Origin of the sequence: Pontibacter qinzhouensis, assembly GCF_008017455.1 — a bacterium.
Taxonomy (GTDB): domain Bacteria; phylum Bacteroidota; class Bacteroidia; order Cytophagales; family Hymenobacteraceae; genus Pontibacter; species Pontibacter qinzhouensis.
Genome location: NZ_VRTY01000098.1, coordinates 1 through 24,033, shown reverse-complemented (window position 1 = coordinate 24,033; position 24,033 = coordinate 1). Strand labels below are relative to the sequence as shown.

Here is a 24,033-nt window from a genome sequence, read left to right as displayed (position 1 = left end):
CTCGATCATCTCTTTCTTCAGACCTTCCCAACCTGTAATGGCAATGGTAGCAAAACGTTTATCGAGCCAGCCGTTATTAATGGCGGCGGCAACGCCTTGCACAAACATGGCGGAGGCAGAAGTTTCGGCATAAGAATCGTGCTTGTCGAGGAGCTGGTGCCAGAGGCCGTTCTGGTCCTGGTAGCGCGAGAGGCCGATCAGTTGCTTTTCGAGGTTGTTAATAACATCCTGGCGTTTAGGATGGTCTTTTGGCAGATATTTGAGCAGGTGCACCTGTGCCAGCACCAGCCAGCCATTGCTGCGGCCCCAGTGCGCCACGCCGTTTTTCCTGGAGTCGGAGTAGTAGCAGTGGTAGTAGAGGCCTTTGTCTTCGAGCCAGAGGTACTTATCGAAGCTCAGGATCTGGTTCACGGCATCGTCGAAGTACTTGCGGTCGCCGGTCAGGTTGCCCATACGCGCCAGAAACGGTACGCTCATGTAGAGGTCATCGGCCCACAGCGTCATCTGCTGCGGAAACTTGCGCACCAGCGTTTTGTCCTCCAGCCGCTCCTGCCGCTCTGTAATGTGGCGTGCGGTGTTGTCGATGTACTCTTTGTAGTCTTTGCGTTTTACGTTGCCGTACACCTCAATAATGCTGGCTCCCATGGCACCGCAATCGTCGAGTTCTTCCATCGTCCAGAGTTGGCCGAAGGGGTACTGGTGGTGGCGGCGATCGTTCTTGAAACGCTTCTGGAAAAACTTGTAGTTGTCGAACCCGAAAGCCACATGTTTTGCTGCAAAGTCAGCGTATTTTTTATCGCCTGTAAAATTAGTCATGTTCATCATGGCCATGTTCACTACGCCATTGGTATAGTGCCACTCACCGTACTTGCTGCTGAACTTCACTTCCACATCTTTGGGTATGGCGGCAGTAGTAGCGTACACTTTATCATCCTTTTCGCCCACAAACTGAAAGCTGGCTTCGGAAAGAATATAGTCGGCCACTTTCCGGATCACTTTTTCGTCTTCGGCAGTATTGTTCTGCGCCTGCTGTGCCTGCACCGGAAAGCCGCACATAACTGCCAGCAAAGCAGCCGCGCACAAAACCTTTATGGAAGCCGGCATAAATGGTAAGTTTTTCATATGGATGAATGATTTTTAGTTTTTGTATATGGTCACTGCATCTGGCTGCACATCAAATTTTTCTAATGAAAATGGCCTCCAGAAGCATTTTAGCCTTAAAGCAGTCAAGGGTATCAGTGCGAAAACGTAACCGCCAGCTCCTCATTGGCAGCTTTTTTAGACTTTACCCACAGCAGCTTTGCCTCCTGGTCGTAGTACCAGCCTTCGGCTCCTGCCTCGGCAAATTGGGCGGCAGTGGTCGTTGCCAGCTTTTTTGATCCGGCTTGTAAATTTGCTGGAGCTTTGTCCTGGTGTATTTTCAGCATGTAGCTTCTGGTTGGAACCTGGTAGTTGCCTGTAGCAGCTCCTACTTTTATAGCGGTGCTGTTGCCGGACGTGCTGGCGCTAACGGTGGTGATGCTGTAGTTGCCCTGCTTGTATGCCTCGCTCAGGCCATCGTCCTCAAAAAGATCGAAAGAGGCTGCTGCTCCCGGATAAATATCCAGCGTGATGTCGCCCCAGGGGTTACGGTCGTCAAACTGCACCTCTTCCTGCATCGGGATAATGGAACCGGCTTTTACGAAAATCGGCAACTGGTCGAGTGGTGTTACAATGTTGTAATGCTTTTTGCCTGAGAACCTGTTGCCGGTCCAGTACTCTACCCACTCCCCTTCCGGCAGGTACACCACACGGGTCTTGGCTTCTTTGGTGGTAACAGGGCAAATGAGCATGTTATCGCCGAACATGTACTGGTCTTCAACGGCATAGGTATTTACGTCCTGCTGATGCTCCATCACCAATGCCCGCATCATTGGCACACCGGTCTGGTAGGTTTTAAAGGCGCTGCTGTAGATGTACGGGATCAGGCGGTAGCGCAGTTTGTCGTATTTGGTGAAGTTGGCCAGGGCTTCGTCGCCATAGTTCCAGGGTTCTTTGTAGCCGGGATGATCCATGCCGAACACGTGCGCCACCGGGCTAAACATGCCGAACTGCACCCACCGTATGTAGAGCTCCGGATCGGCTTTGTGCTCAAAACCGCCCATGTTATGGGTCCAGTAGCTCACGCCGGAGAGGCCCATGTTGATGCCTGCTTTAATTACGGGGCCAAAGTACTGCCATTCGCTCGGCCAATCGCCTGCCCAGATAAAAGGGTAGCGCTGAATACCGGCATAGCCTTCGCGGGTGTGGTTCATGCCACGCATGTTGTTATGCTTGCTGAAGCGCTCGTACGGGGCCTTGGCGTACACCAGCGGAAAAATGTTATGCAGCCGCTGCGCCCGTTCGCCGACCGGGCCTACCTTTACATCGTCGTTGGGCACTCTGCCAAAGGCGCTTCCCTCATCGGTTTTCACGAATTTGGCTCCTATAGAGGCGATGCGCATCACAGCATTCTCCCACCACCAGTCTATGGCTTTCTCATCGAAGAAGTTCACGAACTCGCCCGGCTTGTTTTCATCGGGGTACACAATTCCCTGTTCACGGGCCTGGTCGAGCAGGTTCAGTTCGGTGCCATTGTCGAAGCGGCTACGAATGTGCAGCCCCACCATGTTCAGGTTCATGGCGTAGAGCTGATCGAACATGCCTTTCGGGTTCTTCATGGTTTCGCGCCACTCGTAGGAGGTGGCTCCATTGCCTCCGCTCTTGCCGAACATGCGCCAGGTAGAGTCGAGGTGAAGAATATCGATGGGTATGCCCAAGGCTCTGTATTTGCGTGCCAGCTCCACCACATAGTCGGTAGACGAATGCTCGGTATGCCCCCAGGTGCCGCCGCTGTAGGTGCCCACGTGCAGGCCATGCGCAAAACGTGGCAACAGCGGTGCTTTGCCGGTAAGGTTGGTATAGTGGTTCAGAATGGCCGGGAAGTCAGGGCCATAGATGAAGTAGTAGTCGAGTTCGCCATTGGCAGCCTCAAAAGCATAGGAGTCGGAGCGGGAGTTGCCCATATCCCAGCGGGTGGCATAAGGGTTGTGCAGGAAAATGCCGTAGCCGCGCGTGCTCATAAAAAACGGCACCGGCGCGTAGTTAGCTTCCATTATGTTGTAGGCACCGATAATATGCGGCCTTTTAGTACCACGGCCCACGTTCAGGTTTACTTCTTTGCCGAGCTGGTCTGTAAAATCCATGCGCTCGCCAAAGCCGAAAAAGTGCTCATCGGGCATTAGTTTTTTGCGAGTACCTACTACTTTGCCTTCTGTGTAAGCACCTCCGCCTGCCTCCGCCACTACTTCCGATGAGAGCAAATCGCCTTGCTTGTTAAATATTTCGATGGCGTACGGTGCTTTGTTCAGGCGTACCAGCAGCTTGTCGGTGCTCAGTTCAAAATATTTCGATTTCTTCTTTACATCTACTTTTACCGGACCCCAGTTAGTACCCGTCAGCATATAAGATTCTTCGTTCTCGAACTCTCCGTTCCAGGTGGTGCGCACCCTGATCATGTCGGCGGTGCAGAACTCCAGCATGACGTTAGCTTTGCCGGTGGAGAAGGTGAAGGTGTTTTGCTGCTGATTTAATTTTGAGGTGATTTTGCCTGCTTCTGTTTGCTGCGCCTGGCTGAAAAGCGGCAAAGACAAAAGAAAAAGCAGGAAGATAAATGGGTAGTGTCGTATTGTCATTCTTTCAGGAGCCTTTGATTCTTAAGAGCACTAGATTCAGCCCAACTGCTGTTTCCGCACAAATGTTTGTTTCTCCGAAAATAACTAAACTACCCATTCCTTGCATCCTGCCCTATCCTGTGGAGAGGGAGTTAAGAAAGCAAAAAGCTGCTACACCGCTACGGTTTTAAACCACTCCTGCAGTTCCTCACGATCTATGTCGCTTATTTTTTTGAGCTTGATGTGCCGCATATCTTTTCCTGTGCCTTGCAGTTTGTTCTGCTTATCGTTGAGCTTTACAAAATCGAAAAATCCTAAGGTCAGGTATGCTTTTGCTGTTTTGAAATAAGTAAAGTCTTTGCCCGCCCTGAACACGGGCCTGCTCCATTTAAACTCTTCTTTTACATCGGCCACGCTTTCGTGAATCAACTGACGAAGGGCTTCCATGATCTGTTTCTGCTCAGCTGGGGCATTATTGATGTAGTCTGTTACCTGAGGGTTCATGGGTAGTTGGTTTTGTTTGAAGTATTTTTCAGAAAATCAGAAATAGTTTCAGCAAGAGAAGCCATAGCGTATGGTCATTAGAAAATGTCCCTCCGGCAGTATTTCATGCAGCTGCTGCACACAAACGTACATTTTAATCTTTAGGCAGCACGAAGTGCATGCAAGTAAGTTGTGTTAAGTGGAAGAGCAATTATTCAGATGAAAATGGCCTTCAGAAGAAAAAACACCGGAAAAGCTCCAAGGGTATTCAGACCTTATTTGCTTGCATGTACTTAATTTCTGTGTCCGTTAATTTGATATCATACCTGAACTTGGACAGCTCATTCTTGTCCTCATCGCACACAAAGTTATGTGCTGTTTTTCCCTTCAAGGGTATATCATCAGGAATATAAAAGCGAACAAATTAACCAGAAGCACCACTCCATAAACAATATTGGACTTCCCGCTGCTTAACGATAACATTACGATAAACACTGATAAGCCTAAAAGAACAATCGATTTAATGTCCAGTCCCAAAATAATAGGCATATCCAGCATGATACAAACTACCGCAACAGCAGGAATGGTTAACCCAATACTTGCCAAAGCAGAACCCAAAGACAAATTTATACTTGTTTGAAGTCTGTTTCTTCTGGCGGCTATGATTGCAGCAATTGCTTCAGGCAATAAAATTATTGCCGCAATTACAACTCCTACTAATGTTTTTGGCAGGTTATAGTTGATAATTATGCTTTCGATGGTAGGAGAAAGTGTTTTCGCCAATAATACAACAATGCCTAGGCTTACAATAAGAAAAACAAGACTTAGAAAGAATAACCTGTTATTGATGACTATGGGTTCAGCTGCTTCTTCATTTTCATCGGCTCCAATCGTGAGAAAATATTGCCGGTATCTCCTGGTTTGTGCAAATAAAAAGGAAGAATAAATAATAATGCAGGCAATAGAAGCAAAAACAAGTTGAGGTATGGAGTAATAAGATCCCAGGACACTTTCGGTGAAGGTAGGGAACACCAATGTAAATACTATAATAGAAACCAGCGAAACCAGGGCAATGGTTACAGAAGATGCGGAAAAGTTCTGTTCGTAATGTTTCAGACCTCCGATTAAAAGGCACAGCCCGATGATGCCATTAAGAATAAGCATTGTTGCAGCGTATACCGTGTCTCTGGCCAATGAAGCAGCTTCCGAGCCTTCAGACATCATAAGGGATACAATAATTGAAACTTCAATAACAGTTATCGATATAGCCAGGATAATGGTTCCAAAAGGTTCTCCTACCCTCTGTGCGATTATCTCAGAATGATGTACTGCTGACATAACACTAAGTATAAGCAGCACGCTTGCAACAATTTGTAGGACGCTGCTGTCATAAACAAGGCCTGTAAAAAAAAGAATCCAGGCTAGTGCCGGAATGATAATCGTCCACTGAAGTAATAGTCTCATTTTCTAATTTATGAATAATCGTAAGTTAATATTTTTCCAATCGTGCTTGCACAGGACAGCACATAATGGTGCAGCCTGAACACAAAGCGAGGGTTAAGGCTGCATTTGGTTAGGGAGCAGACATGTTATGCGTGAATCACTATTTCTGCTTTTGTTACTTCAATTAATAAGTGCGTGGAGAAGAGTTAAACGATCAGTTCTTTGTGTTTGTCAATGAGACTGATTAGCCCGCTATTTCTGATATTGCCGGTTTTTACAAGCAATAGCTTAGGTGGTTCTTTACTTAGTATATAAGATTCCAGAAAATCCTAGTCTTTTGTAACGACTATTCACTGCTCGTCTGTAGCTAACTGAGTAATAAATCCATTTTGCGTTCTATTCTTATCTGGCAATTGAAGGGTATGAAGGAATCTATGCCTTTGGATTTGATGAAGTCAGAAATAACTTTAGGCAATTGTGCATCAACAATAAACTTCATGAAGCTATTTTATAGATACTTTTTACTTGGGTTAACTTTGCCGCATACTGAAGGCAGGCAAGAAAATCGTCTTTCTCTAAATCAGGATAATCTTCAAGAAGCTCTTCTATAGTCATACCAGAAGCTAAAAGTTCAAGCATATTGTCTACTGAATACCGCAAACCACGAATAGTAGGTTTCCCATGGCAAATATCCGGGTCTATTGTTATTCTGCTTATGAGTTCTTCTTGCATAGTCACTTTTACTTATAATTATCAAAAATAGCTGAAAAACTGTTCATTTTCATAATCATGTTTTCCCCTTACATGAGTGTACCAGCAATAAACATACGCTTTCTTGGCGAACTCTACATATAAACGCAATTGAACTAGCAAATATTTTATATATAAATTAATTAATATATAAAATATTATAACTTACTCGCCACGCAAAAACTCTTTATCAAAACAAAAAAAGGCAGGCCACCAAACGTGACCTGCCTCTCCTGTTATACCAAAAAGCTTACTGTTTTACCAGGCGCTTTACTACGCGGTGGGTTGGGGTTTGCAGCACCACTAGGTATACACCGGCTGCCAGCTTGCTAAAGCGTGGGTCGCTGGCGTTGAGTTGCAGGCTGTAGCTTCCGGCTGCCACGGTGGCATTTACCAGTTGCTGTACTTTGCGACCGTGCAGCTGGTCATATACCGTAATGGTCACCTCGTCCTGCTTATCCAGGGTAAAGGCCAGGTTAAGATTATCGGTGGCCGGGTTCGGGTACAACTGGAGCATGTGCGCATTGGCTGCCTCTGTGGCTGTGCTTGTTACGGTGTTGTTATAAAGCGCCATAATCTCGGCCTCCGATAAACTGTAGTTAAAGATCTTGAACTCATCGAGCATGCCTTTAAAAGGAGTGTCCAGGTTGCGGGTGTTCGCGATAATAAGCGGTTCGGTTTGGCCGATGCCGGTGTTGGTATTGTCGTTAACCTCATGTGCCAGCACCCCATTGCGGTATAAGCGTAGCTTTTTAGCCTCCACATCACGTACCGATACCACGTGCACCCACTCATTGGTAAAAAAAGTAGCGTTGTTGGTGCCTACTTCAGTTTTCGTAATATCGTCGTCAACGGCAAAGCGTATCAGGTTGTCTTTCACTTCCAGGCCAAACCATTTGCCGGTAGCTCCGGTGCCTTCGTCGCGGGCAAAGGTGCCTTTATGGAACAGGTACGAATTTGCTGGTTGTGTAGGAGCTTTCATCCAAAGCGAAACTGTAAAAGAGTTGGTATCGAAGAACAAATGCTGCTGATGCGGCACCTCCACATGGCTGGTCATTTCGGCAGTAGCCAGATCAATGGCATTGCCCAGTCGGCCCGCTACCCAGGCAGGATTTGTTATGTTCTTCACTTCGCCGTGGTTGGCATACTCACTTTCGTCGGTTACCACGGTGCCACTGGTGGCATCAAATCGCCAGTCGCCCCGAATGCCGGTCTGGTTCAGTTCCTGCGTTGTAAAAGACCATACAGGTCCGGCAGTGGTTGTCACTTCGTTTACGGCATCTATGCGCCAGTAGTAGGTGGTGTTGCTGGTTACCGTTATTATTTCGGAAGCAGTAGCTGTTACATCGCCCAGGTGCTCCAGGTTATCAGCAGTTGTACCGAAATAGATTTTATAGGTGTCGGTGTTATCGCTTCCGGTCCAGCGCAGGTTCAGTCTGTCGGTTTCGGCGTAGGTGGCGCCGTTAGCCGGAGACGGTGCAGATGGTGCAGCCGGAGGCGTAGGCACTGCCCTGGTCCTGAAAGCCACCGGTATGCTAAAAGCAGAGCTTTCGTCGGCGGTAGTGGCCTGCAGGCGGTAATAATACCGGGTGTCGGGCGTGAGCTCCTCATCTAGGTAAGTAGTGGTGTTGGCAGGCAAGGTAGCCAGGAGCGTAAAAGTTTCTTCGTCGAGTGATCGGTAGAGCAGCATGTTCGTCTCGTTCTCGGCATTATCCTGCCACGACAGGTTAATAGACTCGAAAGCAACCTCTGTGGCTCGCAGGTGCGAAGGAGGCAGCAGACTGTTGGTGTTTTCGGGCACCTCGGTAGTGCCTGCCAGGCGTATTTCCGGCTGTGGCGGCAGGTTCATGCCATCACCCAGAAAGTAGCTAACATGTGGTGGCTGGTTGTAGCCTACGTTTTGCCAGGCAATGGCTACCCGGTACTGCGGGTTGTGCATGTGGGTGTAAAGGCGATGTTGGGTCGGAATAGTTGTGGTGTAAATGCGCAGGCTGGTGTTACTCTCGTCGCGCAAAATAAACTCCTCGCGCCAATCGCCAAAGAGGTCGGCCTGCAGGTTAGGAGTTGCTTTGGTGCCGTTGTTGGAGGCTGCTCCTGTGGCTGTTAGCAGCTGGCCCACGCCATACTTGTCAATTCGGTTATTGTTCAACAATTCGCGGAGCAAATCACCATCCCACCAGATAGCAAAGTTGTTCGAAGGCGGATTGCTGGTGGAAATCACTTCTCCTTTTGCGTTGCGAATACCTCCAAAGCCCCAGGCTTCTGCGCCTCTGTGCTCCGCCGATATATCGGCTGCCACGCCTCTGCCTACATCGGCGTTGGCTGTTTTCCAGAGAATTTCGCCGGTGCGGGCATCCCACATAGAGGCACCAGGCGTTGCCGGAGTTTCATGGATGGAGTACACTTCCAGGCCAGGTCGGTCAGGGTCCAGGTCAGATACGTGGGCGGCATCACCGTGGCCGTGGCCGGTAGAGTATAAGCCAGTGCCATCGTCGTCAATTGTCATGGCACCAAAAATTACTTCATCTTTTCCGTCGCCGTCTACATCGGCAATGCTGAGGCTGTGGTTGCCTTGCCCGGCATAGGCGCTGTTGCCGGGAGTGTTGCTGTCGAAGGTCCAGCGCTGGGTCAGTTCACCACCACGCCAGTCCCAGGCCACAAGTACGGTGCGGGTGTAGTAGCCGCGTGTCATCAGGATGCTTGGTTTCTCGCCATCGAAATAGCCAACACCGGCCAGAAAGCGGTCTACGCGGTTGCCATAGTTGTCGCCCCACGCCGACACGCTGCCTCTGCCCGGCAAATAGTCTGTTGTGGCCATGGCGGCTCCTGTTTCGCCGTTAAAAACTGTCAGGAATTCGGGACCGGCCAGTATATAGCCATTCGAGTTGCGATGATCTGCCGCAGCATTTCCGATTACAGTGCCTTGGCCATCAATAGTGCCATCAGCGGTTTTGCAGACAACTTCTGCCTTGCCGTCGCTATCGAAATCGTATACCAGGAACTGCGTGTAGTGCGCCCCTGCACGAATGTTCCAGCCCAGGTCGATGCGCCACAGGTGCGTACCGTTCATTTTGTAGGCATCCAGAAAGACTTTGCCCGTGTGGCCGCTCTGCGAATTGTCTTTAGAATTAGAGGGCTCCCACTTTACAATAAGCTCGTATTCGCCGTCGCCATCGAGATCCCCTACCGATATATCGTTGGGGGAATAGGTATAGCTGCTGCCGTTTACGGTGCCGCCTTCGGGGCGCTGCAGCGGCACGTTCATGTACTCGCCAGCCCAGGCAGTTACCGCCTCAGAGGGAGCCTGCTCCTCTCCTTTTTTAACAGCCCGTACATGGTAGGTGCCGTTTTCGGTGGTTTTATCTACAAAGTTTGTAGACGTGGTAAGTGGCTCCGCGTTCAATTTGGTCTCACCCCGATACACGTTAAAGGCTACATTGCCCGGGTCGGTGCCTAACATGCGCCAACTCACAAACACACTCTCCTGATCTGTTCTTACAGCCACTACACCACGATTCAGGTTTTCCATGTAGCGTTTCTGGGCATAGCCTGCCTGCGTTAGTAGCAGCAGCGAGACCAGTAAAACGGAAGCAAAGACCCTGAACAGGATGTTTGGCCTGTTACCTGCTTCGGGTAAATTTTCTGAGTTAAGTTTTCTCATGCTTTTCAATGGTTTTAAAGTTTGTTGGTAGGATATATAGAAATGGTAATCTGAATTATCTGAATGAAAATGGCCTTCCAAAGCTATTCCGAGGCTTTTAGGCTCAAGGGTATCATAGAATAATGGAGCTGATTCTAGCACTTTTAGCAACCGTTTCATCCGGTGCCCTTATTCTTAACTGTTGCACCTTGCAAGTTCTCATGGCTGCGGGGGCTCCCTATATAAGCGGGCCTTGTTCACGGACATCCTTTTGCTTCGTAGCAAGACGCTCGCAGGTCCGGTATACCTTACAGGCGCTTCACCCGCGAACTGGTTTTTATAGCTACTGAGCCAGCAACAGGTAAGTACTAAGGCTGGGAAAACAATTTCTTTGTTAGTTCAACAGAGCCCACTTTTTACTTTTTCACTTTAATCTACATAGTCAATTCACAATGAAATATTTGAAGGCATTAAAACAAACTAACATTTGTTATAGCATCATAAAAAAGCTACTGTTAACCTAAACCCGCTTTAGCTACCTGAGCTTGCTGAAAAACGCTCAAAACCTTTGGTTACCCTTGGCATTTCAGGACCCAAATTTCTTTGGAAGGCCATTTTCATTCAAATAATTCAATCGCTGGTCTCTCCATGCAAAAGATCAGAGATTGAATTATTTGAATGAAAATAGCCTCCAGATGGCTTTGCATCCGGATATTGCCAAGGGTCAACCTTGTATGATTTAGTTAAATGCAATTAGCCTAACATCCTGTTTTGCTATCGCTCTATTTATTTAGCTCCAGGCTTGCCAGCACAAAGGGGCCGGTGCCTTTGGGGTCGTCGGTGCGGATTTTCTCGTTTACGTAGTACCCATAGGAGCCATCGCGGCCTGCTCCCAGGCCAGCCACAGCACATACCTGCGTCAGGTTCACTTCGCCACCCGGCTGCACTTTTACGAGGTGCTCGGTTAGGCCTTTAAAGCCTTTCTCGGCTGCCTGCCGAAAGCTCTTGTCGATATACCCTTGATTAGCTCCTTTTGCCAGCGCATACACAAACATGCTGGAGGCAGAGGCTTCGAGGTAATTGCCTTCGCGGTTCCCCTGGTCTACCACCTGGTACCATAGGCCGGTTTTAGCATCCTGGTACTTTTGCAGGACTGGTGCGAGGCGCTGCAAAATGCTGATAACATCTTTGCGTTTCGGGTGGTCCTGTGGCAGAAAGTCCAGTACATCTACAATCGCCATAGCATACCAGCCCATAGCACGGCCCCAGAAGTTGGGCGAGCGTCCTGTTTGCGGATCGGCCCAGGGTTGTAGTTTGCTTTCATCCCAGCCGTGGTACAGCAGGCCGGTGTTGGAGTCGCGGAGGTGTTTTTCCATCAGCAGCAGCTGGTTAGCCACATCATCGAAAGCGGTTTCGTCGCCGAAGGTTTTGCCGTACTGCGCCAGAAAAGGGGAACCCATGTAGGCACCATCGAGCCAGAGCTGCCAGGGGTAGCGCAGCTTGTGCCAGTAGCCGCCATCGGTGGTGCGGGGCTGCCACTTCAGCTGGTGGCGCAGCGTTTCGATGGCTGTTCTGTATTTCTCGTCTTTGGTTACTTCGTAGAGATTAAAAAGAATTTTGCCGGAGTTCATCATGTCGATGTTGAAGTTGGTGGCATCGTAGGTGCTGATGTTTCCTTTTTCATCGATCAGTTTATCGGCGTAGGCTTTTATATAGTCGAAGTAATGCTGGTGCTTTTTCTGGTCCTGCCGCCATATTTTCTCAAACCCGTGCAACACCAGCCCCTGCGGATAACTCCAAACCGGCTGCTTCGAAAACTCAATCATCCAGGGCTCCGGGTTGTTTTTGATGATAGACAGCGCCATCCGCTCCGACCACTTCAGGTTCGTTGGTATTTTACCTGTTGCCGGCTGCTGTGCCTTGACGAGCCCTGCCGTGAAAAGAAGCAGGAAAAGCAGTAGTATATTGTTTTTGTTTGGCATGTTTAATCTGTTCTACACAAACCCGTAGCGTGAGCGTCCTCACTCGCGCCATCATAATTTTTAATTTTGAATTTCTAATTTCTAATTAAGCAAAGCTTTACGGCATTTTATGCAGCCCTTCCCACCTTACTTTCCAGGTTCCGTCGTCCGGGAAACCCGGGTTCGCTTTGTCGGGGGCACCGTCCCAGCCGGCCGCCATCATGGCTACTGCTGTTAGCAGACCACCGTTGCCAGGCAGGTAAATGCGTAGTCGGTCGTCCTGGAAGTTATGGCCGTTTGGAAGGTAGGTGTTTTTCTGGGTGTCCATGAACAGGGCATCGATGGCTTTTTCAGGAGCGCCCAGCCTGGCGGCACTCATGGCCATCATCGGGTAATCCCAGCCCCAGGTGGTTTCCCACTGCCACTTCTGCTCAATTTCTTTGTAGGTGTTCATCATAATGGCCGTATCGATCTTCGCACTGAGTGGCAGGTACCCGTAAGCTCCTACTACTACCGGGTGGTCGCGGCGGTAGAAATCATCGGTGTAGGCTTGCGGGTGTGTGGCGCTTGGCAGGTAGAGGCCGTCTTTTATAGCTAAGGGAGCCAGCTTGTCTATAATGTCCTGCCACTTTTTATCTTCGGGCATGCCTAGCCGCTTACGCCACTCCTGCGCCACCGACAGCCCATAATGCCAGTAAGCCAGCTCAAACGGAGGGTCGTTGGTTTCTTTTGCCGGAAATAGTTCCTGGGCAGGAATAATAGGAGCGGCTAAATGGTATTTCTGGTCTTTCTGGCTGTAAGTCGGGAAAGAGGCCATGAATTTAGCAGTTTCGAAAACGAGCTCTTTGTATTTATCGAGTGTTTCTTTTGTGGGGTTCTGCCGGTACACCAGTTCAGAGAAATAGATAATGTGCGGCTGCTGCCAGATCAGGTACGGGCCCACGCTCGAGGGGCTTTCGGCACCGTAAGGGTCCGTCATTTTCTGCCACCTCACGCCCTCATAGCCTTGCCACTGCGCTGTTTTGCGGGCTTTCGGCAGTACCTTGGTGTACCAGGGCAGGCTCTTCTCGAGCAGAGGCAGGCGGTCCCAGAGGGCAAAGTGCACGCCATGCCACCAATGCATTTCGAGGTGCGGTTTGCCGTACCAGCTGTTAAAGGTGAGGCCGGTTTCCTGTGGTGGCAAGTCGCCGGTGCATTGCAGTTTGGTGAGGTACTGCGACAGGATTACCCGGCGTTCCAGTTCATGCGCCCGAGGGTCAGTGGATCCGGCAAAGTCTATGGCACCGCCTTCGGTCCAGAACCGCTTCCACTCTTTTTCGCTGCTGGCCTGTGCCGCCTTATAATCCGGGATGTCTTTTGTCTGGTTCTGGCTGAAAAGCACACTGAACTCCAAGCTCTCGTTGTTGCTGGCAGGAATCAATTCAAAATGGTGTCTTTCCTTTTCGGTGAAGTTGCCTTGCTTGTCCCAGCGCACGTTGGTGTAGTACACGGCGGTGTCTAGTTGCCGCTTTAGTTGCACCTGGTTGGCTCCGGACTCCGACATGGCCAGGGTGGTGGTGTGCTTGTCCTGGTCTTTCCAGTTATGGCCGGGGCATACGTGGCAATCGGCTCCGTACGGGAATTTAAAGAATACCTTGAGGCGCTGTTTTGCAATAAGCGGTGAGGTAACACGCGCCGAGATCTCGTCTTTCTCCTGATGCCCAAACAGCTCTACGGTTACCGGCACGCCTTCTATCTCGTATTTGCTTTCTATTTTACCGGTCCAGAGGTCGAGTTTCTGGTTGATGTTCCGGAGTTCGTGAATAGCAGCCTGCTCTCCGTTTTCTTTTAGCAGTACCAGGCCCACAATACCCAGGTGCAACCGGTGCGGATTGGTGCGCAGGTAGTTCATGGCATCTACCTTGCGGCCGGTGCCTTTGTGCTGCACCGGAAACGGAATTACCCTGCCATCTGCAGCTGTGTCGTAACGGGCTACATCCTCAATGGTAAAGTTCTGCTCATTTGGCACCGAATGCCAGCCCCACTGCGACTGTGTACCCAGCGACACGCCATTGTCGTAATCCTGGTAAAAGCTCTGCAGCCCCGACACATCTACGGTAAAGGCAAAATCGCCATTGCCGACCGACAACGATGCCAGTGTATCGGGTTGTGTAAGGGTTACGTTATGGCGGCTTACCAGCGCCTGCCGATCTATTGTACCAGGCTCTGTACCACTGGTGCTGTCGGAAACGTTACAGCCAAAGAGCAAGGTTATTGCAGAAACCAACGCAAACTTTACAGTGCTGACAGCAGCATTTTTTAATATAGGTTTGTTCATATGTATGAGTATCGCTTTTCGAATTATTTAGTTTAGATGTTAAACTTTTTTATCAGAATCAGGATTTACAGGATTAGAGAATTTACAGGATTATCGTTTTAAAATCCATCTTTCTCCATCTTCACATTTCCACATCTTCAAAGTAAAAAATCAGCACATTAAACGCCTGGTTCTATCCGGAATACAAATGCGCTCGAAGTCATGTATTTTCCACCTTGCGAGGCCAGAAACAGGTGCGTGGGCTTGTTGTTTTGCAGCAGTAGCTGCGGCCTTTCGAAGCGGCCGTATTTCGATAAATGTCCGGGAGCAGGTGGCTGCGAAAAATAGTAATCGGTGTTGTAGTAGGCAATGCTGGGCTCGCTCCATTTTATACCATCAGGAGACTCCAGGTAGAGGCCGTACTGGTGGTTAAAGATACCCATATCGCGCATCACCATTTTAAACTTGCCGTTCTCGTGCCATACATAGCCATCTTCTGCCTGTATGTTGTTGCCCCGACCGGAATAATCTATTACCGGGTTGCCTTTGTATTTGGTGTAAGGGCCCTGCAGGTTGTCGGCTATGGCGAGGCCGTATTTACGGTTACCTCTTATTTTGGGGTCGGTGTAGTTTTCGTACTCGTGGGTGTTCCACGATTTGTAGTACAGGGAATACCTGCCGTCGGGGTGTTTCACAAAGCTGGGGTTAGAGGAGCAGTGGTCGTCCCAGGCTCCTTCAGTACCGGCTTCTACGAGTGGTTTATCGGGTCGCTGCCAGGGGCCGTAGGGCGAGTCGGCAATGGCCAGGCCCACGCGCTTGGTGTCTGTTTTGCGGTTGGAGTTGCCCATGTAGAAGAGGCAGTATTTGCCATCTACGAACTTAATGTGCGGGTTGTGGCAGGTGGTGCCATCCCAGAAGCCCTCTCCTCTCGGAGCCAGTACCACCGACACAAACTCAAACGGCGATTCTGGTGTGTCGGCCACGGCATGGGCTATTTCGGAGCTGTTAATCCAGCCGCCCATTTTTTTTTCTGCTGCCCACCTCGAGAAAAAGACGTGCGTTTTACCATCCGGCCCGATTATGGGGCTGGTGCCCCACACATAGTAGCCTTCCATTTCGAGCACACGCCCTATCGGCTTCAGCCTTTTGCTGAAATCGGAAGCTTTGTCTTTTTGACCACCCACAGCAGACTGTTGCATGGCCAGGCCGGAACAAGATAATAAAAAGGGCGACGCAGCTGCGATACCTAGAAATTTTCGTCTGTCCATAGTAATAGGGATGCTTCTCGAAGGCCAGAAAACAGGGCAAAACAACCTGATTTCCGCCAGTTATAAAACTACTGATTGTTAGCAATATGAGTATCCTGCTGTATCCGGTACCGCAAAGGGTTTAAGGCTGAAACTGTGCGCTGCCATGCAGAAAGCACTTGTTACAGCAGCACAGCGTGGGTTATTCCAAAAATATGAGGCAGACCCTTGGCTAAAATCTTTCCAAAACTCTTTGGAAGGTCATTTTCATTTGAATAATCAGGCAATTATTTCTCCCGCGGGCTTTTAGCTTGATTTCTTTCGTCGTGGCGACCTTTCAACTCCCGTGTTCAGGCATGAAGGCAGTTAATTTTGATTTTAAGTTATAGAAGCAAAGTGTTCTCCCGAATTATCGATGCCGATACCTTGTATACATTTTAATTTATAACAAATGGTCAGCTTGAGTTGAAAACTTGCGGGAGAAATATGTCTTTAAATTATTCTAATAAAAACCTCCTTCCAAAGGAATTCTGTCTGAATTTCGCCAAGGGTTCGGCTCGCTTTTTTCACCTTCATACCAGTACATAAATCTGTTTAACCGCCTGGTATGTTAAATAGAAAAGCCCCAGAAAAATTTCCCGGGGCTTTTCTATTTAAGCTAGATTGCCGCAACTTACCGGCATCAGCGAATACTGTTGTTATTTTTGCACTACTATTTTTCTGGCTACCACCTCATGCTTTGTTACCAGTTTTACCAGGTATATGCCCGGGGCGAAATTACTGGCATTCAGCTCCTGCGATACCGTTTGGTTTGCTTCTGATTTTCCGGAACTGATGCGCTTCACCAGCGCTCCTCTCAAGTCGAATACTTCAAGTGCAAAATCACTTTTCTTTGCCAACCTGAATTCGACTTTAGCGCTGCCAGAAACCGGGTTCGGATACATAATGAGTTTGTTACCCTGAACTGCTTTTTCGTTTCCGGCGCTTAGTACAGGGCTGAACAAGGCCCCGATTTCGGCCTCTGTCAGGGCATAGTTGTATAGCCGCACATCATCCATTACATCGCGATAAGGTTTGTTCTCGGCAGAGTTCCCAATCAGGAGCGGATCTGCTTTGCCGATGCCTAGGGTAGTGTAAGCCTTTGAGCCCGCAAGTGTGTTATCGATGTAGAGCTTTATCTGCTTTGCCTCTGTGTCTCTTACAGCTACCACATGCCGCCATTCGTCGTTAAAGAAATTGTAAGGCGCACCGGCCACGTTCACATCGATATTGGTTTTGGTATTGCCATCGTCTATCGCGAAAGTCAGTTTGCCGTCTCTTACCTGTATGCCATACCATTTGCCGGTGCCGGCCTCAAAGGTTCCTTTATGTATCAGGTAGGTGTCTTTGCCATCGGTGGCCGAATACAGGTAGGTGTTGGCCGGAATCTTAACCCACATAGAAATGGTGAAAGCATTCTGGTCGAAGCGGAACTGCTCGGCATCTGGCACTATAATGCCACCTGTGCTGGCCGGATTCCCGAACTGCAGGGCACCTCCGTGTTTGCCGCTCGTCCAGGTGGCATCGCTCATGCCGGTGAGGGTACCGGTGGCCCCGTTACCGCTGGCATCGGCAGCCGCAGTGCCGCCTGTCTCATCCAGTTTCCAGTGGCCAACCAGACCAGTATTGAAGGCAGCTGTTGTAAAAGACCAGACTTCTCCGGTAGTCGCACCGGCTTCACCTACTGCATCTACACGCCAATGGTAAGTAGTGTTAGCGGTTAAGTCGTTTACCTGGTAGGTGGCAGTTGCCACAGGCACATCAGCAACCAAGGGCAGGTCTGTGTTATCTGTTCCGAAATATACTTTGTAACCCGTGGTGTTCAGGCCTCCCTGCCATGCCAGCGTGGTGCTGTTGGCTTCGGCTATCCGGCTGTCGTGGGCAGGAGTAGGCGACAAGGTCTGAAGCGGGAGCGGGCTGGTGTGGTACTGCTCCCTTATCTGCAAAGGCGAGAGCGCATAGTTAAAAATCTTCAGTTCGTCGAGCATGCCTTTGTAAGGAGCAGGCGTGGCAGTAGCTGATTCAAACTCCAGTTCGCCAATGTTGCCGAGTATCAGGGCACTCTCCTCTCCTATGCCTGAAAGTGCTTTTGTAATGGGCACCTCTCCTACAAAATCGCCATTGCGGTACAGCAGTAGCTTGTTGGTAGCCACATCCCGAATGGCCACCACATGCACCCACTCATCTGTGAAGAAAGGGGTTCCGTCTGTCTGTAGTTCATCTTTACCGCCACCGTTTGCATCGTTGTCGTCGTCTATGGCAAAGCGGAACTGTTTGTTTTTAAATTCTATGTTGAAGCGTTTGCCAGTGGCACCAGTGGCCTCATTTTTAGTGAAGGAACCCTTCGCCAAGAGGTAGGCACTGGTGTTATTGTCCTGGGGCAACATGGCAGCGCTGGCCTTCATCCAGAACGAAAGCGAGAACGAGCTTTGATCCAGGAACAGCTGGTCCTGGTTAGGCACACTTACTGCGTACATATCGGTGGCGGCGGTTGCAAAGTCGAGGGCCATGTCTACTTTACCGGCTACCCGAATGCTCTGGTCCTCTCCGTCGAGCCCCAGCACCCCATGGTTTTCGTATGGCGATGAATCCAGTATCTGGTCGTTTTCTTCTGCCGGTTCGTCAAAAGCCCAGTGCCCCACCATACCTTCAGGAATAGACCTGACGGTGCGGAAAGACCAGACGGTGCCCACAGTAGTTCCTTTGTCGTTAGTGGCATCTATCCGCCAGAAGTAGGTGGTATTTTCAGTCAGGTCAGTCAGGTTAAAAGAGGGAGAGACCGAGTAAGCCATATCGCCTTTTTTAGAGAGGCTTTCTGCGGAAGTGCCAGTATACACCTCGTAAGTCGTAGTATTGTCGCTTCCTGCCCATGTTAAGGCTAGGCCGCCATTGTTGAGGCTGGCATACTGGTAATTATTGGCAGGAGAAGGTGATGTGGGCAGACTCGGAGCCGCAGGAATAGGAGGCGTTTGTACAACGGCCACTACACTATAAGCCGAAGCCTCTTCCTCGTTAACTGCTTTAAGCCGATAATGGTAGGTTGCGTTTGGCAACAAGCCATCGGTATCGGTATATGTAGTGGCGTTGGCAGCCGGCTCAGCTACAGCAGTAAAGTTGCTGCCATCGGTAGAGCGCTCCAGCACAAAGTTAGCCTCGTTATCGGAATTATCTTTCCAGTTGATGACTACCGTGCTTGAAGCTGGTTCTTCTACAGACGTAGCCGTAAGCGTTACCTCCGTAGGATGTTTCAGGAATTCAGGTGCAGGCGAGTCGACCAGGGAATTTATATATACTTCTATGTTCAGGTAGCCGGGTTGCTCGCTACTGAAAGCCACTGCATCCTGCTTGTTGTTTTTGTCCAGGCCATGGGCATCTTCCCAGGCATCGGGCATGCCGTCACCATCTGTATCAAGTGGAGCAGGTGCGCCAAAAACTTCTCCTAAGCCACCGTTTGTAAGTGGCAGGTCGCTTTCCAGGTACACATAAAGTCCTTTTGTGCCGCGCGATGCCACTTCATCTACCATCAGGGCATCAACTTCGTCGCGGTAAGGATAGGTAGCGCCTACATGGTCCATCACCCAGTCATAAGCTTCGAGGGCTGAAAGGGTTGGTGCAGCCATGGGGTACGCGTAAGGTTGCGTTTTAAAAGACTCTTCTGCTATGCCCGGGTAGCCGGTTTCGTTGTAAGGCACCAACGCCCCATCCAATACACCGTTTTTATTGTTGTCGAAATAATTTCCGGCCCCATATAAGTTAAACGTGCCGGTACCTCTCGAGAAAGGGGTACTTGCGCTTTCAGGGGTAAGGGGGCCGCCTACAAAGTAGTTGTTTATTATATTCACCTCCGACACGGCACCGGAACCACCCATTATATAACCATCGCCACTGACGGTATGCCCCATCGGGTTGTTCGCGTTGCCGTAGTTGTACACAATGTTGTTTACAAACTCATTCACGCCTTTCACTTTGGGGTTGCGGGTTTTGTTGCTCACATACAGGTTTTTCAGCAGACTGATCTTGCCGTTCGGAGTTTCCATCAGGCCGCCTGCCGAGTGGTTGTGGCGGTGCAGCCCTTGCCCGATAATCGAGTTCTGAACCGTGATGTTCGTTGGCTCATTCCCTTTGCCATCCCAGTTAATGGAGAAAACCTCATCTACCCCCCAGGAGAAGGACATGTGGTCAAAGATCATATTGGCTCCGTTGGCAATGCCAGAGGCATCTTCGTTACGCCCCGCTCCTGCATTGTTACCTAATCTGATTCTTAAGTAACGGGCAATGGTGTTATCGGCTCCCGAAAAAGTAACGCGGCGGCCATACAACACCACGCCATCGCCTGGGGCAGTCTGGCCGGCAATGGTGGTATTGGCAGCAACAACAACAGGCGAGCTCAGCCGGATAATACCACCTACTGCAAACACGACAATACGCCCCGGTTGGCTAACAGCATCGCGGAAAGAGCCGGGGCCACTGTCGTTTAGGTTGGTAACCACATAAACCTCTTGAGTAGCCGCACCTCTGGCACCTGGTGCAAACCGCCCGAACCCATCGGCTCCCGGAAATGCGGGTGTTGGTGTCTGTGCCGCCGCCTGGTTAATCAGGATAAAGAACAGCACTGCAGAAAGTACGAGTATACGTCGTAAATTCAAGTAAATTGTTTTCATAGATGAACTGGTTTTAGTGAAACTATAGGAAGGCCCTGAACAGGGAAAAAGGATAAGAGCATAGCAGTGGCTGCTATGGTGGACATGCGCACGCAGAAAATACTAACTTACGTTTGTTAAATTTGTTGAAACGAATATAATCGGTTGGCATTCGCAAAACATCCTGCTGTGTCCTGCCAGGGCCTGAGAAATTATCCTACTCCAGGAAACGTGCTTTTAGATAAGATATAACACAACAAGGACTCTACAGAATTGACTTAATGCTACACAAGTAACAGAACACAAGACTTTTGTAATTTTGTATTTTAAACATCAACCCTTTGCGCAAAAAACAACCCACTGCTATTGTATAACTAATTTTGTTTTGGTACATAACAGAAATCAATTACACCCCAAAGGAGCGTTGTGCAGGTTTTACCTACTTAGTTTCGGATTAAATCAGAAAAGTCTTGCATCTTGTACCCCGATACCCATGTATTTTTATTTTTACCAGATGGATGTTTCTGTCATTATCCTCAATTTCAACACATTCGATTTAACTTCAGCCTGCCTCCGGTCTGTTTATAAGCACACTGCCAATGTTAGGTTTGAGGTTATAGTAGTAGACAACGGATCGACTGAATGCTATCCCTGCCGGTTTAAAGAAGAATTTCCGGAAATAATTTTAGTAGAGAGTAAAACGAATCTGGGCTTTGCAAAAGGCAACAACCTGGGCCTGCAGTTTGCCACTGGCACAAGCTTTCTGCTACTCAACAGCGACACCGAACTTCTGAACAATGCCATTAAACTTGCTTTTGACCGGCTAAAGCAAGCTCCGGAAGCCGCATGTGTGGCAGGCAAGCTTTTTTACCAAAATGGGCAGGTGCAACACAACATCCAGCGATTTCCTGCTATAAGCTTACTCTTAATAGAAATACTACGGCTTTTCCATTTACTGTCTCCAGAAAAGCGTGGTGAGATATTATTAGGCGGCTATTTTTCATACCAAAAAGAAATATATGCCGACTGGTCCTGGGCCACCTTTTTAATGATGAGGCGTGAGCTGCTGACAGAGTTTCCGGGTGCAAAGCTGCACGAAGATTTCTTTATGTATGAAGAAGACAAGCAATGGTGTTATTTTTTGTAGCAGCACGGGTATAAAATCCTGTTCTCGCCAGTTCCTCATATTCTGCACCACGCAGGGGGCAGCCGTAAAATGAGTCAGAAAGCAACTCCTAACTACACCATACTTCATAATGAGTACCGGTTCATGTACATGACAAAAGGTTTAATTTATACCAGAGTATACTTTCTGCTCAAAGCAGTTCAATATGTTACATCACGGTATGAACAGGGTAACCTGATGGCAAAACTATACTTTAAAATAGCGGTAAGAGGTCTGCCGCCGGCATAACGTTCGCCAGATTACAGTTTGGTGCAAAACCTACCCTTGACCGTTAGTAGGCAAAAATCCATCTGGAGGTCATATTCATTTGAATAATTGCTTACCAACCGAAATCTGCAGGCTTTTGAAAAATAAAAAAGAGTATGAAATTAAGAATTGCCTATTGCGTCAGTCATTTTCCCTACCAATCAGAAACGTACCTGCTTAATCAGTTGAAAGGGCTTCTGGACGAGGGCCACCACGTTACGATCTTCTCGCTTGGCAGGTTTAAAGATTACCCAAAGCATGCCTTACTCGAAGAATATAACCTGCTATCGCTCACCCACGAGCGCCCTACAATACCCAAAAACACATTCCTGCGGCTGCTGAAGGCTCTTTGGCTGTTTATCGTACATATACAGCATGGCGTTTATCTGCTCCGCACCCTCAATATTAGCCGTTATGGAAAGTATGCCGCTAACCTGCAGTTTTTTTACGACACCATTCCTTACCTGCAGCAACAGGTGTTCGATATAGTACATTGCCAGTTTGGGCCTAACGGCATAAAAGCCTTAAATTTTAGAGAAATAGGCTTGCTGAAGGGGAAAATGCTTACTTCTTTCCATGGCTTCGATGTAAACGAGAAAGATTTCCTTAGCTGGCCTACACACTACTCCAGAAAAGGCCTTTACCGCGATTTAAGCCAGGCCTGTTCTATATTTACCGTGAGCTCACAATTTACCAAACAAACCGCCATTAACCTGGGTATTCCTGCTGCCAAAATAGAGATACTGCCTGTAGGCCTCGACACTCAGAAGTTTACCAGAAAACAACACAATGAGTGGCCAAATGGTAAACCAATTATTCTGACAGTAGCCCGGCTTGTTCCGTTCAAAGGCTTGGAATATAGTATTCGGGCGGTGCATGCAGTGCATCAGGAATTCAAAAACCTAAACTATTATATTCTGGGAGAAGGAGCACAAAGGCCGGCGCTCGAAAAGCTGATACAGGACCTGAAAATGACCGAAACAATTTTCCTGCACGGTGCGGTTACCCAGGAGCAAGTGCTTGCCGCCTATAACAAAGCGGATGTTTTTCTGCTCAGTAGCATAGAAGCCCCTGATGGTGAAGTAGAAACACAAGGCCTGGTAGTACAGGAAGCGCAAAGCATGGAACTGCCGGTAATAGTAAGCAATGCAGGCGGCACACCAGAAGGCCTGCTGCCTGGTTTAAGTGGTTTTGTAGTGCCGCAGAAGGACGTAAATGGTCTGGCAGAAAAACTCCGGCTACTGCTCAGGCAACCAGAGTTAAGGCAGCAAATGGGAATGGTCGGGAGAAACTTTGTAGTGGAGCATTTCGATAGCCAGGTACAGCACCGGAAACTGATGCAGTTATATGGTCGCCTGCTTAATCTGTAGGAGCCGGTGCAACAGCTCAAAGCCTCCTGGCAAGGGCAGCAACAGCAGTTGCTCTCCTTCTACGCTCACCTAAAACCATATTTCTACCCTTGACCAGATTCTGACGAAATACCTTCGGAAGGCCAGTTTCATTAGAATAATTTAAACCGGTTACACAGAGGAGGCAGTACCCAGTAATTTATAACCTGAAGGTCTCACCTTCTAAAAAACAATTAAAGCAAATGCGGCTATTCATCATTCCATCTTGGTTTCCGACGAAAGACTACCCTGTGAGCGGTATCATGATAAAAGAGCAGACAGAAGCTTTTTGCAGAGCGTACCCTGCTGTAAAAGTTGGCATGAGTGTGTTTGGTAATACCGAACACAAATACCTGCTCCTGGCAAAAGATCATGTCAAAAATATAAAGAAAGTATTGTTTGCCGACACCAGGCCCTACACCAACAAACTGCTGCCCAACTTAACAACTTACCATAAACCCGCTTTCTCCTGGACAAGAAGGTTCAGAAACGGCAATATAAAGGCCATTGTAGAGGCCAATATCTACAACCTGAAAGCTTTTGAAGCTGATGCTGGCCCAGTAGATGTTATTCACGCACATGTAGGTTACCCGGCTGGCATCATCGCCATGGAAATAGCCAGAAAGCTAAAGATTCCCTATTGCCTCACCGAGCGCATGGGCCCGTTCCCGAGTATTTATACACGGGATAAAAATAACCAGCTTTTGGCTTACTACAAACAGCCTTACCAGGAGTCGGCTCTAAATATCGCAGTTAGCCCGTTTCAGGTGCAAGCCATGCGCAGGCAGGGAATAAATAACATCACCATGATTCCTAATTTCCTCGACGAGCATAAATTCAGACCAGCTGAACACAGCAAACGACAGAACCATCTCTTCACATTTTTTTCGCTTTCTTTTATCTCTCCTCAAAAGGGAACAGACCAGCTGGTGTATGCAATTAAAGAAGTAACTAAAACGCAGCAGCAAGTCAGGTTCAGAATTGGAGGAGACGGCTCCCACCTGCCTGCTTTTAAAACGCTG

14 protein-coding genes are annotated in these 24,033 nt (G+C 48.8%); 4 read left to right on the top strand and 10 right to left on the bottom strand.

The features are described from left to right. The 10 genes from FVR03_RS19635 to FVR03_RS19590 all read right to left on the bottom strand — a co-directional run. A partial coding sequence (locus FVR03_RS19635) for a glycoside hydrolase family 88/105 protein (protein WP_147923476.1) occupies window positions 1-1,122 on the bottom strand: 1,122 nt, incomplete at its 3' end. 113 nt (window positions 1,123-1,235) lie between these two features. Further along, window positions 1,236-3,713 (bottom strand): glycoside hydrolase family 31 protein, encoded by a 2,478-nt coding sequence (locus FVR03_RS19630; protein ID WP_147923475.1) that lies wholly within the window; start codon window positions 3,711-3,713, stop codon window positions 1,236-1,238. Window positions 3,714-3,863: 150 nt separating this feature from the next. After that, entirely contained in the window at window positions 3,864-4,196 is a 333-nt protein-coding gene (locus FVR03_RS19625; protein WP_147923474.1) for a DUF1801 domain-containing protein, read from the bottom strand. Window positions 4,197-4,562: 366 nt separating this feature from the next. Further along, entirely contained in the window at window positions 4,563-5,639 is a 1,077-nt protein-coding gene (locus FVR03_RS19620) for a calcium:cation antiporter (protein WP_147923473.1), read from the bottom strand. Between the two features lie 474 nt (window positions 5,640-6,113). Continuing rightward, the gene (locus FVR03_RS19615) at window positions 6,114-6,350 is read right to left on the bottom strand and encodes a DUF433 domain-containing protein (protein ID WP_147923472.1); all 237 of its coding nucleotides are present in this window, start codon (window positions 6,348-6,350) and stop codon (window positions 6,114-6,116) included. 268 nt (window positions 6,351-6,618) lie between these two features. Beyond that, on the bottom strand, window positions 6,619-10,029 hold the full coding sequence (locus FVR03_RS25125; RefSeq protein ID WP_147923471.1) for a rhamnogalacturonan lyase family protein: 3,411 nt from the start codon (window positions 10,027-10,029) through the stop codon (window positions 6,619-6,621). Window positions 10,030-10,790: 761 nt separating this feature from the next. After that, window positions 10,791-11,990, bottom strand: a complete 1,200-nt coding sequence (locus FVR03_RS19605; protein WP_147923470.1) for a glycoside hydrolase family 88/105 protein — start codon at window positions 11,988-11,990, stop codon at window positions 10,791-10,793. A 97-nt stretch (window positions 11,991-12,087) separates the two neighbouring features. Beyond that, on the bottom strand, window positions 12,088-14,286 hold the full coding sequence (locus tag FVR03_RS19600; protein ID WP_222707274.1) for a hypothetical protein: 2,199 nt from the start codon (window positions 14,284-14,286) through the stop codon (window positions 12,088-12,090). A gap of 158 nt (window positions 14,287-14,444) precedes the next feature. Further along, entirely contained in the window at window positions 14,445-15,533 is a 1,089-nt protein-coding gene (locus FVR03_RS19595; protein WP_187270229.1) for a glycoside hydrolase family protein, read from the bottom strand. Between the two features lie 677 nt (window positions 15,534-16,210). Then, on the bottom strand, window positions 16,211-20,212 hold the full coding sequence (locus FVR03_RS19590) for a LamG-like jellyroll fold domain-containing protein (RefSeq protein WP_147923469.1): 4,002 nt from the start codon (window positions 20,210-20,212) through the stop codon (window positions 16,211-16,213). 472 nt (window positions 20,213-20,684) lie between these two features. Here FVR03_RS19590 and FVR03_RS19585 point away from each other — a divergent pair, with 472 nt between their 5' ends. From FVR03_RS19585 to FVR03_RS19570, 4 genes are all read left to right on the top strand, one after another. Then, complete coding sequence (locus FVR03_RS19585; protein WP_147923468.1) at window positions 20,685-21,338, top strand: glycosyltransferase family 2 protein; 654 nt, start codon at window positions 20,685-20,687, stop codon at window positions 21,336-21,338. Window positions 21,339-21,407: 69 nt separating this feature from the next. After that, on the top strand, window positions 21,408-21,605 hold the full coding sequence (locus FVR03_RS19580) for a hypothetical protein (RefSeq protein ID WP_147923467.1): 198 nt from the start codon (window positions 21,408-21,410) through the stop codon (window positions 21,603-21,605). Window positions 21,606-21,739: 134 nt separating this feature from the next. After that, the gene (locus FVR03_RS19575) at window positions 21,740-22,993 is read left to right on the top strand and encodes a glycosyltransferase (protein ID WP_147923466.1); all 1,254 of its coding nucleotides are present in this window, start codon (window positions 21,740-21,742) and stop codon (window positions 22,991-22,993) included. 221 nt (window positions 22,994-23,214) lie between these two features. Continuing rightward, the coding region (locus FVR03_RS19570) for a glycosyltransferase (protein WP_147923465.1) at window positions 23,215-24,033 on the top strand (819 nt) is incomplete at its 3' end.

What these genes read in the sequence shown, in the direction of transcription:
- FVR03_RS19630 (WP_147923475.1), bottom strand. Translation starts at nt 3,713, where the DNA reads ATGACAATACGACACTACCCATTTATCTTCCTGCTTTTTCTTTTGTCT.
- FVR03_RS19585 (WP_147923468.1), top strand. Translation starts at nt 20,685, where the DNA reads ATGTATTTTTATTTTTACCAGATGGATGTTTCTGTCATTATCCTCAAT.
- FVR03_RS19590 (WP_147923469.1), bottom strand. Translation starts at nt 20,212, where the DNA reads ATGAAAACAATTTACTTGAATTTACGACGTATACTCGTACTTTCTGCA.
- FVR03_RS19595 (WP_187270229.1), bottom strand. Translation starts at nt 15,533, where the DNA reads ATGGACAGACGAAAATTTCTAGGTATCGCAGCTGCGTCGCCCTTTTTA.
- FVR03_RS19580 (WP_147923467.1), top strand. Translation starts at nt 21,408, where the DNA reads ATGAGTCAGAAAGCAACTCCTAACTACACCATACTTCATAATGAGTAC.
- FVR03_RS19615 (WP_147923472.1), bottom strand. Translation starts at nt 6,350, where the DNA reads ATGCAAGAAGAACTCATAAGCAGAATAACAATAGACCCGGATATTTGC.
- FVR03_RS19620 (WP_147923473.1), bottom strand. Translation starts at nt 5,639, where the DNA reads ATGAGACTATTACTTCAGTGGACGATTATCATTCCGGCACTAGCCTGG.
- FVR03_RS25125 (WP_147923471.1), bottom strand. Translation starts at nt 10,029, where the DNA reads ATGAGAAAACTTAACTCAGAAAATTTACCCGAAGCAGGTAACAGGCCA.
- FVR03_RS19625 (WP_147923474.1), bottom strand. Translation starts at nt 4,196, where the DNA reads ATGAACCCTCAGGTAACAGACTACATCAATAATGCCCCAGCTGAGCAG.
- FVR03_RS19605 (WP_147923470.1), bottom strand. Translation starts at nt 11,990, where the DNA reads ATGCCAAACAAAAACAATATACTACTGCTTTTCCTGCTTCTTTTCACG.
- FVR03_RS19575 (WP_147923466.1), top strand. Translation starts at nt 21,740, where the DNA reads ATGAAATTAAGAATTGCCTATTGCGTCAGTCATTTTCCCTACCAATCA.
- FVR03_RS19600 (WP_222707274.1), bottom strand. Translation starts at nt 14,286, where the DNA reads ATGAACAAACCTATATTAAAAAATGCTGCTGTCAGCACTGTAAAGTTT.